The organism is Actinocorallia lasiicapitis, from assembly GCF_054778695.1.
Window position 1 is genome coordinate 1 of the sequence record NZ_BAAGZI010000169.1, and the last position, 11,610, is coordinate 11,610.

8 protein-coding genes and 1 pseudogene are annotated in these 11,610 nt (G+C 71.1%); 1 reads left to right on the forward strand and 8 read right to left on the reverse strand.

Annotation, left to right across the window (positions count from 1 at the left end; translation table 11 throughout):
* The 7 genes and pseudogenes from ACYVE7_RS19105 to pyrR all read right to left on the reverse strand — a co-directional run.
* Positions 1–758 (reverse strand): dihydroorotate dehydrogenase (locus ACYVE7_RS19105; protein ID WP_460366309.1); only part of this gene is annotated, 758 nt, incomplete at its 3' end.
* A 5-nt stretch (positions 759–763) separates the two neighbouring features.
* Complete coding sequence (locus ACYVE7_RS19110) at positions 764–1,666, reverse strand: iron-sulfur cluster-binding protein (protein WP_460366315.1); 903 nt, start codon at positions 1,664–1,666, stop codon at positions 764–766.
* Positions 1,667–1,836: 170 nt separating this feature from the next.
* Positions 1,837–5,139 (reverse strand): carbamoyl-phosphate synthase large subunit, encoded by a 3,303-nt coding sequence (carB, locus tag ACYVE7_RS19115; protein ID WP_460366310.1) that lies wholly within the window; start codon positions 5,137–5,139, stop codon positions 1,837–1,839.
* Positions 5,140–6,101: 962 nt separating this feature from the next.
* A pseudogene (carA, locus tag ACYVE7_RS19120) lies at positions 6,102–7,217 on the reverse strand (glutamine-hydrolyzing carbamoyl-phosphate synthase small subunit); the annotation flags it as partial.
* Positions 7,218–7,225: 8 nt separating this feature from the next.
* On the reverse strand, positions 7,226–8,527 hold the full coding sequence (locus ACYVE7_RS19125) for a dihydroorotase (RefSeq protein WP_460366311.1): 1,302 nt from the start codon (positions 8,525–8,527) through the stop codon (positions 7,226–7,228).
* A 15-nt stretch (positions 8,528–8,542) separates the two neighbouring features.
* Positions 8,543–9,478, reverse strand: coding sequence for an aspartate carbamoyltransferase catalytic subunit (locus ACYVE7_RS19130; RefSeq protein ID WP_460366312.1), 936 nt, complete (start codon positions 9,476–9,478; stop codon positions 8,543–8,545).
* Complete coding sequence (gene pyrR / locus ACYVE7_RS19135) at positions 9,475–10,068, reverse strand: bifunctional pyr operon transcriptional regulator/uracil phosphoribosyltransferase PyrR (protein WP_460366313.1); 594 nt, start codon at positions 10,066–10,068, stop codon at positions 9,475–9,477. The genes ACYVE7_RS19130 and pyrR overlap by 4 nt, the downstream gene beginning before the upstream one ends.
* 357 nt (positions 10,069–10,425) lie before the next feature.
* Here pyrR and bldD point away from each other — a divergent pair, with 357 nt between their 5' ends.
* Positions 10,426–10,920, forward strand: coding sequence for a transcriptional regulator BldD (gene bldD / locus ACYVE7_RS19140; protein ID WP_106398443.1), 495 nt, complete (start codon positions 10,426–10,428; stop codon positions 10,918–10,920).
* 98 nt (positions 10,921–11,018) lie between these two features.
* Here the strand turns inward: bldD and ACYVE7_RS19145 are convergent.
* Positions 11,019–11,610, reverse strand: a 592-nt coding sequence (locus tag ACYVE7_RS19145; RefSeq protein ID WP_460366314.1) for a GlxA family transcriptional regulator, incomplete at its 5' end; no start/stop codon positions are given.

The window sequence follows — 11,610 nt, forward strand, 5'->3', positions numbered from 1 at the left end:
CCCGAGGCCACTCCCCCGCCGCCGATGATCGGCAGCCCGGGCAGGGCGGCGTGGACCTGGTAGACGCAGCGCAGCGCCACCGGGCGCAGCGCGGGGCCCGACAGGCCGCCGCTGACGCCCGTCAGGACGGGCTTGAGCGTCGCCGGGTCGATGGCGAGACCGGCCATGGTGTTGATCAGCGACAGGCCCGTGACGCCCGCGTCGGCGCACGCCAGGGCGATGGTCGCGATGTCCGTGACGTCCGGCGACAATTTCGCCAATACCGGGACGTCTCGCGGGACGGCACCCCGTACGGCCCTGACGACCTCCGAGGCGGCCTGAGGGGACGCGGCGAACATCCTGCCCCTGTCCTCGACGTTCGGGCACGCCACGTTGATCTCGACGGCTTTGACGGCCGAGGCGGTCGGCGCGTCCAGGAGGCGCTTGGCGACCTCCGCGAACTCGGCGACACTGTTGCCGCCCACCGAGACGATCACCCGGGCGTCCTGCTCGGCCAGCCAGGGCAGGTCACGGCCCAGGAAGCCCTCGACTCCGGGGCCCGGCAGGCCCATGGCCGTCAGCAGGCCGCTCGGGGTCTCGGCGACACGCGGGGTGGGGCGTCCGGCGCGCGGCTGGAGCATCACCGACGGCGTCACGAACGCGCCCAGCCGGGACAGTTCCGTGAACTGCGCCAGCTCACGGCCGCTGCCGCCGCAGCCCGACGCGCTGATCACCGGGGACGCCAGCTCCAGCGTCCCGATCCTGGTCGTCAACTCCACGCCTGTCACCTCTCCACGGGAACGGGGGCGGTCAGGGCGGAATGCGGGGCGCGGGGGCCGCCCATGGCGTCCAGCGGGATCGTGCCGAGATCGGACCAGCGCACCCGCTCGCCGCGGAGCACGGGCCCCTCGGTGCAGGCGCGGACCATCCGGGTGATCCCGTCGTCGCCGATCACCGGCAGGACGCAGGACTGGCAGGTGCCGATGCCGCACGCGGACGTCGCCGACAGCAGCTCGGCGACCGACACCTGGCACGGCACGCCGTAGTTCGCGGCGATCGACGCGACCGCGCTCATCAGGGCGGTCGGGCCCGCCGCGTAGATCACGTCGGCGGCCGACTCGTCGATGATCCGCGGCAGCAGTTCCGGGACGCTGCCCGCGGTGCCGAGCGAGCCGTCGCGGGTGACGACGGTCGCGCTGTCGCCGATCCGCTGCGCCGACCGGGCGCCGAACACCTGGGTGCCGTGCGGGGCGGCGAGCACGAAATGGGTCTGGCAGTCGCGGCGGCGCAAGGCGTCCGCCAACGAGAACAGTCCGGAAGCGCCTTGCGCGCCGCCGACAAGCAGACAACTGGCGGGATCGCGAGGCAACGGAAACGGTCGTCCCAACGGCCCGATAACGTCGACGGCATCTCTCGAACGCCGTGATGCGAGCCATTCGGTGCCGGGATCGGTGGCTTCGAAGACGAATTCCACGGTCCCGCCATAGTCAGACTTGACCTCATAAATCGGAAAGCACCGCCGGGCGAGCAGCGACGTATGCTCCCCGCCGACCGCGATGGCGAGAAACTGCCCGGGCCTGAACCGCTCCGCGACCGCGGGCGCCACGAGAGTCATCGCGTGATACGCCGCCACCTGCCGCACCGTCAGCACGGTCCCCGGCGACTGCACCGCTCCCTCGCCGCTGATGACACCCTCCCAACGAACACGGACCCCAGCCCGCTCCCAACCCGGAAACGCAACACTCCCAGACAAGCCACCCCCACCCCAAGACCGCCACGCTCCCCCATACCCCAAAACCCCCCTGGCAGGTGGTCGGGGTGGGGGCGCGCCCCCTGGGGAGGGGGCGCGCTCGGGGGTTAGTGCCAGGAGGTGCGGATGCGGGTGGCGTGTTCCTGGAGGGAGCGGACGCCGACGTCGCCGCGGGTGACGGCCTCGATGCCCTGGACGGCGGCGGCGAGGCCCTGGACCGTGGTGACGCAGGGGATGCCGCGGACCACGGCGGCCGTGCGGATCTCGTAGCCGTCGAGGCGCGGACCGGACTGGCCGGGGCTGCCGAACGGGGTGTTGACGATCAGGTCGACCTGGCCGTCGAGGATCAGGCCCACGATCGTCGGGGTGCCGTCGGCGGACGGGCCCGCGCTGTGCTTGCGGACGACCTTCGCGTGGACGCCGTTGCGGCGCAGGACCTCGGCGGTGCCCTCGGTGGCCAGGATCTCGAAACCGAGATCGGCCAGCCGCTTCACCGGGAAGACCATGTGGCGCTTGTCGCGGTTGGCGACCGAGACGAACGCGCGGCCCTTCGTCGGCAGCGGACCGTAGGCGGCGGCCTGCGACTTGGCGTACGCGGTGCCGAACACCTCGTCGATGCCCATGACCTCGCCGGTCGAGCGCATCTCCGGGCCGAGGATCGTGTCGACGCCCTGGCCTTCGGTGTTGCGGAACCGGTTGAACGGCAGCACCGCCTCCTTGACCGCGATCGGCGCGTCCAGCGGCAGGGTGCCGCCGTCGCCGGTCGGGGGCAGCAGGCCCTCGGCGCGGAGCTGGGCGATGGAAGCGCCCATCATGACGCGCGCCGCGGCCTTCGCCAGCGGCACGGCCGTCGCCTTGGACACGAACGGCACGGTGCGCGAGGCCCGCGGGTTCGCCTCCAGGACGTAAAGGACGCCCGCCGACAGCGCGTACTGGACGTTCATCAGCCCGCGCACGCCGATGCCCTGGGCGAGCTTCAGCGTCGACTCGCGGATCCGCTCGATGTTCTCGCGGCCCAGCGTGATCGGCGGGAGCGCGCACGCCGAGTCGCCGGAGTGGATGCCGGCCTCCTCGATGTGCTCCATGACGCCGCCGAGGAACAGCTCGGTGCCGTCGAACAGGGCGTCCACGTCGATCTCGATGGCCTCGTCGAGGAACCTGTCGACCAGCACGGGCCGGTCGGCGGAGATCTCCGTCGCCGACGCCATGTACGACACGAGCGTCGCGTCGTCGTAGACGATCTCCATGCCGCGTCCGCCGAGCACGTACGACGGCCGGACCAGGACGGGGTAGCCGATCTCGTTGGCGATCGCGACGGCCTCGTCGGAGGAGATCGCGGTGCCGTGCTTGGGCGCGGGCAGGTTGCCGGCGGCCAGCACCCGGCCGAACGCGCCGCGGTCCTCGGCGAGGTGGATCGACTCGGGCGAGGTGCCGACGATCGGGACGCCCGCGTCCTTCAGCTTCTGCGCCAGACCGAGGGGGGTCTGGCCGCCGAGCTGCACGATGACGCCCGCGACGACGCCGCTCTGCTGCTCGGCGTGGACGACCTCCAGCACGTCCTCGAGCGTCAGCGGCTCGAAGTACAGGCGGTCGGAGGTGTCGTAGTCGGTGGAGACGGTCTCGGGGTTGCAGTTGACCATGACGGTCTCGAACCCGGCCTCCGACAGCGTGAAGCTGGCGTGGACGCACGAGTAGTCGAACTCGACGCCCTGCCCGATCCGGTTCGGCCCCGAACCCAGGATGATCACCTTGGGTTTGGCGCCGGGCGGGACCTCGGTCTCCTCGTCGTAGGAGGAGTACAGGTACGGGGTCTGGGCGGCGAACTCGGCGGCGCACGTGTCGACCGTCAGATAGACGGGCCGGACGCCGAGGGCGTGCCGCAGCTCCCGGACGACCTCCTCCGACAGGTTGCGGAGCTGGCCGATCTGGACGTCGGAGAAGCCGTGGCGCTTGGCGATCTCCAGCTTCTTCGCGGTCAGCGCGTCGTCCGACAGGCGGATGTCGGCGGCGACCTCGTTGATCGCGACGATCTGGTCGAGGAACCACGGGTCGATGCCGGTGGCCCGGTAGACCGCGCCGACGCTCGCGCCCGCGAGCAGCGCCTGCTGGACCTCGTGGAGCCGGCCGTCGTGCGGGGTGCTGATCGACTGCATGAGCTGCTCGAGCGGCGGGACGGAGTCCCAGGTGAACGACGCGCCCTTGTTCTCCAGCGAGCGCAGCGCCTTCTGCAGCGCCTCGGGGAACGAACGGCCGATCGCCATCGCCTCGCCGACCGACTTCATGTGCGTGGTCAGCGTGGGGTCCGCGCCGGGGAACTTCTCGAACGCGAACCGCGGGACCTTGACGACCACGTAGTCGAGGGTCGGCTCGAACGACGCCGGGGTGACCTTGGTGATGTCGTTCGGGATCTCGTCGAGGGTGTAGCCGACGGCCAGCCGGGCGGCGATCTTCGCGATCGGGAAGCCCGTCGCCTTGGACGCCAGCGCGCTGGACCGCGACACCCGCGGGTTCATCTCGATGACGATCATGCGGCCGGTGGACGGGTGGATCGCGAACTGGATGTTGCAGCCGCCCGTGTCGACGCCGACCTTGCGGATGACCGCGATCGCGACGTCACGCATGTGCTGGTACTCGCGGTCCGTCAGCGTCATCGCCGGCGCGACCGTGATCGAGTCGCCGGTGTGGACGCCCATCGGGTCGAGGTTCTCGATCGAGCAGATGACGACCACGTTGTCGTTGCGGTCGCGCATCAGCTCCAGCTCGTACTCCTTCCAGCCGAGGATCGACTCCTCCAGGAGCACCTCGCTGGTCGGCGACGCCGCCAGGCCCGCGCCCGCGATCCGGTGCAGGTCGGCCTCGTCGTAGGCGAAACCGGAGCCCAGACCGCCCATGGTGAACGACGGCCGGACGACGAGCGGGTAGCCGAGCTGCGCCGCCCCCGCCAGGACCTCGTCCATCGTGTGGCAGATGACGCTGCGCGCGCACTCCGCGCCCAGCGACTCGACGATCCCCTTGAAGATCTCGCGGTTCTCGCCGCGCTGGATCGCGTCGAAGTCGGCGCCGATCAGCTCGACGTTGTACTTCTCCAGGACGCCGGTCTCGTGCAGGGCGACGGCGCAGTTCAGCGCGGTCTGCCCGCCGAGGGTCGGCAGCAGGGCGTCGGGACGCTCCTTGGCGATGATCTTCTCGACGACGTCGGGGGTGATCGGCTCGACGTAGGTGGCGTCGGCGAACTCCGGGTCGGTCATGATCGTGGCGGGGTTGGAGTTGACCAGGATGACCCGCAGGCCCTCGGCCTTGAGGACCCGGCACGCCTGGGTGCCGGAGTAGTCGAACTCGCACGCCTGGCCGATGACGATCGGCCCCGAGCCGATGATCAGTACGGATTTGAGGTCTTCGCGCCGCGGCATCAGGCACCTTCCGCTTCGTCGAACCCGACGGGCCGCCGGGCCGCGTCGGTGTGGGGGGTTTCGGCGCCCGCGACCTGGGCGCCCGCGACGTGCACGTCGCCGTAGGTCACGTTGCCCGGCGCGGGCGGCGCCTCACCGAACACGAGGTACCCGCCTTCGGGCCGCTCCCCCGGAGCCGCCGGCTCGACCGCCTGCGTCTCCACCGGAACGTACTGCCCGTACCCGGCCTGCGGCTGCGCCTGCCCGGCCTGCGGCAGCCCCTGCTGCGGCGCCTGCCCAGCCTGCTGTGCCTGGGCGGCGGCGGCCTGCTCGGCCATGAACTGCGCGTAGGGCGAGCCCGGTTCGGCCAGCGCCTGCGCGAGCTGCTCCGCCGACGCGAACGGTTGCCCGTCCCCGATCACCGGCAACGCCGGCCCGTCAGCGAACTGCGCGTAAGGCGACTCGCCCTGCCCCTGCTCCCCGTCGAACCGCGGTTCCGCCGCGGCGGCCTGCACCTCGGCGGGCACGAACCACCCAGGCTGCTCGGCCGGGGCGTACTGCCCGACCTGCGGAGCCGCCGCACCGTCACTCTGAACGGACCGCTGCTGCTCCACCGGAGCGAACTGGCCTAGGGCGAACGGGCCGCCCTGCTGCTCAGGCTGGGCAGTGATGCCTTCGTCCTGGCCGAAGCGCGGGTGCTGCTCCGCCGAAGCGAACTGGCCCGGGGTGAACGAGCCGCCCTGCTGCTCAGGCTGGGCAGCGACGCCTTCGTCCTGGGCGGAGCGGGGGTGCTGCTCCACCGGGGCGAACTGGCCGCCCTGCTGCTCAGGCTGGGCGGCGACGCCTTCGTCCTGGGTGGGGCGGGGGTGCTGCTCGGCCGGGGGGAACTGGTCGCCCTGCTGGTCGGCGGGCGGGTGCTGCGGAGCGGGGGCGGAGTGAACCGGGTGGTCCGCAGCCGCGTACTGGGCGGGGTGAGGTGGCTCGGCGGGGGTGGGGTGGCTTGCCTGCTGGTGGGTGGCCATCAGGGTGCAGAAGTGGTCGAACAGGATGGTGGAGTCGTGGGGGCCGGCGGCGGCCTCGGGGTGGTATTGGACTGAGAACGCTGGGCGGTCTAGGAGGCGGAGGCCTTCGACGCAGCCGTCGTTCAGGTTGACGTGCGAGACCTCGGCGCGGCCGAAAGCCGTGTCGAAGGGGCCGTCGAGGGGGGCGTCGACCGCGAAGCCGTGGTTGTGGGCCGAGATCTCGACACGGCCGGTGCGACGGTCCTGGACGGGCTGGTTGACGCCGCGGTGCCCGAACCGGAGCTTGTAGGTGCCGAGGCCGAGGGCCCGCCCGAAGATCTGGTTGCCGAAGCAGATGCCGAAGAACGGCTTGCCGGAGGCGAGCACACCGCGCAGCGCCGCGACCTGGTGGTCGGCGGTGGCGGGGTCGCCGGGGCCGTTGGAGAAGAACACGCCGTCGGGGTCGAGGGCGAGGATCTCCTCCGCGGTGACGGTGGCCGGGAGGACGGTCACCTCACAGCCGCGCTCCGCCATCCGGAACGGGGTCATCGCCTTGATGCCGAGGTCGACGGCCGCGACCCGGAACCTGGTCTCGCCGCGCGCCGGAACCACGTACGGCTCCTTGGTGGCGACTTCGGCGGCCAGGTCGGCGCCGGCCATGCCGGGCGTCGCGAGGACACGGGCGAGCAGGGCCTGCGGGTCGCGCTCGACCGTGGAGATCCCGGCGCGCATCGCGCCCCGGTCACGCAGGTGGCGGGTGAGGGCGCGCGTGCCGGGCATCGCGATGCCGACGACACCGTGCGTCTTGAGCTCCTGGTCGAGGGAGCGCTGGGCGCGCCAGTTGGAGGCGACGCGCGCGGGCTGACGGACCACGTATCCGGCGACCTGGATGCGGAACGACTCGGGGTCGAGGTCGTTGACGCCGGTGTTGCCGATGTGGGGGGCGGTCATGGCGACGATCTGCCGGTGGTACGACGGGTCGGTGAGGGTCTCCTGGTAGCCGGTCATGCCGGTGTTGAAGACGACCTCGCCGAACGTCTCACCCTCCGCGCCGAAGGCGACGCCGTGGAACACCCGTCCGTCTTCGAGGACGAGCATGGCATCTGTCATACGAGCTTTCCTTCCAGCACGGTCGGCCGGCCCCGCAGGAGCGTGGCGACGACGCGACCGGGCAGTTCGAGACCGGCGTAGGGGGTGTTGCGGCTCTTGGAGGCGAACGTCGCCGCGTCGACGGGCGCCGTGAAGTTCGGGTCGTAAAGCGTGATGTTGGCGGGTGAACCGACCTCGAGCGGGCGGCCCTGTCCGGTGAGCCGGCCGATTTCGGCGGGCTTGGTGGACATGCGGTCGGCCACTTCGGACCAGGTCAGCAGGCCGGTGTCGACCATCGCGGCCTGGACCACCGACAGGGCGGTCTCAAGGCCGACCATGCCCATGGCGGCGTCGGCCCACTCGGTTTCCTTGTCCTCGAGGGCGTGGGGGGCGTGGTCGGTGGCGACGACGTCGATGGTGCCGTCGGCGAGACCGGCGCGGCAGGCGTCGACGTCGGCCTGGGTGCGCAGCGGCGGGTTGACCTTGTAGATCGGGTCGTAGGCGCCGGTGGGGCTGTGCTCGGCGCAGGAGTCGGTGAGGAACAGGTGGTGCGGGGTGACCTCGGCGGTGACGTTCCAGCCCTTGGCCTTGGCCTGGCGGACGATCTCGACCGAGCCGGCGGTGGAGACGTGGCAGACGTGCAGCCGGGAGCCGACGTGCGCGGCGAGCAGGCAGTCACGCGCGATGATCGCCTCTTCGGCGACGGCGGGCCAGCCGCGCAGGCCGAGCCGGTCGGAGACCTCGCCCTCGTTCATCTGGGCGCCTTCGGTGAGCCGGGGCTCCTGGGCGTGCTGGGCGACGACGCCGTCGAACGCCTTCACGTACTCCAGCGCCCGGCGCATGATCACGGCGTCGTCGACGCAGTGGCCGTCGTCGGAGAAGACCCGGACGCGGGCGGCGGAGTCGGCCATCGCGCCGAGCTCGGCGAGCTTCTTGCCCTCCAGGCCCTCGGTGACGGCGCCGATGGGGTGGACGTCGCAGTAGCCGTGCTCGCGGCCGAGCCGCCACACCTGCTCGACGACGCCCGCGGTGTCGGCGACGGGCGTGGTGTTGGCCATGGCGTGGACGGCGGTGAAGCCGCCGCGGGCGGCGGCCTGGGTGCCGGACAGGACGGTCTCGTTGTCCTCGCGGCCGGGCTCGCGCAGATGGGTGTGCAGGTCGACGAGGCCGGGCAGCGCGATCAGGCCGTCGGCCTCGATGATCTCGGCGGCCGCTTCGGACAGGTTCTGGCCGATCTCGGCGATCTCACCGTCGCGGACGAGGATGTCCTGCGGGGCGCCGCCGAGGATCGAGGCGTTCTTGATGATGTAGGTGCTCATGTCACTCAACCTCGATCAGTGCTCGGTGCCGATGGCGGGCTCGGAGCCGCCCAGCAGCAGGTACAGGACGGCCATCCGGACCGATACGCCGTTGCCGACCTGCTCGACGATGGTCGAGCGGGGCGAGTCGGCGACTTCGGCGGCGATCTCGACGCCGCGGTTCATCGGGCCGGGGTGCATGACGATCGCGTGGTCGGGGAGCTGGGCGAACCGCTCGGTGGACAGCCCGTACCGGCGGGAGTACTCGCGGACGGTCGGGAAGTAGGCGGCGTTCATCCGCTCCTTCTGCACCCGGAGCATCATGATCGCGTCGCTCTTGGGCAGGGTGGAGTCGAGGTCGTAGGAGACCTGGCAGGGCCAGGAGCCGACCGAGACGGGCAGCAGGGTCGGCGGGGCGACCAGGGTGACCTCGGCGCCGAGCGTGGACAGCAGCAGCACGTTGGATCGTGCCACCCGGCTGTGGAGAACGTCACCCACAATGGTGATCTTGCGCCCTTCCAAGTCGCCGAGGTGGCGGCGCATGGTGAAGGCGTCGAGCAGGGCCTGGGTGGGGTGCTCGTGGGTGCCGTCGCCCGCGTTGACGACGTTGCCGTTGACCCAGTCGGCGAGGCGGTAGGGCGCGCCGGACGCGCCGTGCCGGATGACGACCGCGTCGGCGCCCATGGCCTCGAGGGTGAGCGCGGTGTCCTTGAGCGATTCGCCCTTGGAGACGCTGGAGCCCTTCGCCGAGAAGTTGATCACGTCGGCGGACAGGCGCTTGGCGGCCGCCTCGAAGGAGATGCGGGTGCGGGTGGAGTCCTCGAAGAAGAGGTTGACCACGGTGCGGCCGCGCAGGGTCGGCAGCTTCTTGACGCTCCGGCCGGCGATCTGGGCCAGCTCTTCGGCGGTGTCGAGGACGAGCAGCGCGTCGTCCCTGGTGAGGTCGGCTGCGGAGATGAGGTGGCGTTTCATGACTTGTCCCCCGGGGTGGTCTGCTTGTCCAGAGCGGGGCCGAGCAGGACGGCGTCGCGGCCGTCCACGTCGGCGAGCAGGACCTTGACGGTCTCGCGCTGCGACGTGGGCAGGTTCTTGCCGACGTAGTCGGCGCGGATCGGCAGCTCGCGGTGGCCGCGATCGACCAGGACGGCGAGCTGCACGGCGCGCGGGCGGCCCAGGTCGTTCAGGGCGTCGAGCGCGGCGCGGATGGTGCGGCCGGAGAACAGCACGTCGTCGACCAGGACGACGATCTTGTCATCGATGCCCTCGGCCGGGAGTTCGGTCCTGCCGATCGCGCGGGCGGGCTTCATCCGCAGGTCGTCGCGGTACATGGTGACGTCCAGCGAGCCGGTCGGGACCTTCAGGCCCTCGACCTCTTCCAGCCGGCCCTGCAGCAGCTTCGCGAGGTTCACTCCCCGCGTCTGGATGCCCAGCAGCACGACCTGCGAGCCGCCCTTGGTGCGCTCCAGGATCTCGTGCGCGATACGCGTCAGGGCCCGCCTGATCTCGGGGGCCTCGAGGACGGCCTTGTACGGCTCGTCTTGATGGTTTTGGGCAGCGGTCACTGCGCCAACCTCCTTCCCCGCCTCACGGGACGGGACTTAAAGGACGTGGTGTCCCCTTTACGGTAGCAGCCCATCTTCATCCCCCGTCCTCGGTGCTCCTTCCATAAGAGCAGGTGAGAGGGGTCACATACCGCAGCGGGCCCGATCTGTGGATAACTTCCGGAAGGCTTTGCGGACAGGGGCTGGAGCCCTTGCACAAGGTCAGGCGTTGGTGACAGATTCGACCTGATTTTTCCGAACAGCTTGACCTTTGGCCGTCTCCGTTTTACCGTCACTGTCCGTAACCATACTCAGGGTGCTCATCCGGGTAGCCCTGAGCGACCACGTCCGACGAGTGTGAGCCTGGGGGCCGCAAAGATGCCGTCTGAATACGCAAAGGCTCTGGGCGCGAGACTTCGCGCCATCCGCACCCAGCAGGGTCTGTCCCTGCACGGTGTGGAGGAGAAGTCCCGCGGCCGCTGGAAGGCCGTCGTCGTTGGTTCGTACGAGCGGGGCGACCGCGCCGTCACCGTTCAGAAGCTGAACGAGCTCGCCGAGTTCTACGGTGTGCCCGTCAACGAGTTGCTCCCCGGCGGCGCCGCGCCGAGCCCCCTGGGCCCGACGCCGAAGCTCGTCATCGATCTGGAGCGCCTCGCCCAGCTTCCGAAGGACAAGGCCGGCCCCCTCGCCCGCTACGCCGCGACGATCCAGTCCCAGCGGGGCGACTACAACGGAAAGGTCCTGTCGATCCGTCAGGAGGACCTCCGTTCGCTTGCCGTGATCTACGACAAGTCCCCGGCCGAACTGACCGAGGAACTGATCAACTGGGGTGTTCTCGACCCCGAAGCACGTCGCGCCGTCGAGAGCTTCTAACCCCTCCAGGGACCTCCCTCCAGGGTCCCGCACCAGATTTTCGCAAGGCCCGCACCGGATCGTCGGTGCGGGCCTGTTTTCGCTGTCCGGGCCGGTGTTCAGGGGCGGGCGCGCAGCCGCCGGAGCATCCGCGGATCGGTGAAACCGACGGTGTGGGCGGCGGACTCGGCGGTCGCGCCCCGCGCGATCAGGTGTTCGGCGTGCTCGAGCCGCAGGAGCTGCTGGTAGCGGAGCGGAGTGAGCCCGGTCGCGGCGGTGAAACGGCGGGTGAGGGTGCGTTCGCTGACGCCCGCGGCGGCCGCCAGCCAGGGCAGGGGCAGCGGTTCGGCGTAGCGGGCGTCGATGAGGTCCTGGGCGCGGTGGACGGCGTCGCTGAGGTGGCCGCGGTGCCGGAGCATCGCGCCGACCTGCGCGTCGTCGCCGTTGCGGCGCGTGTAGACGACCAGGTCGCGGGCGACCTTGGCGGCCGCGGCGGGCCCGTGCCGGACGGCCACCAGATGCAGGGCGAGGTCGATGCCGCTGGCGATGCCCGCCGAGGTGATCACCCGGTCGTCGATGACGTACAGGACGTCCCGGACGATCGTGGCGCGCGGGTAGCGGGCGGCGTACCGGTCCTGGAGCGCGTGGTGGGTGGTGTAGCGGCGGCCGTCGCGGAGGCCGGCGCGGCCCAGGGCGTCGGCGCCCGCGCAG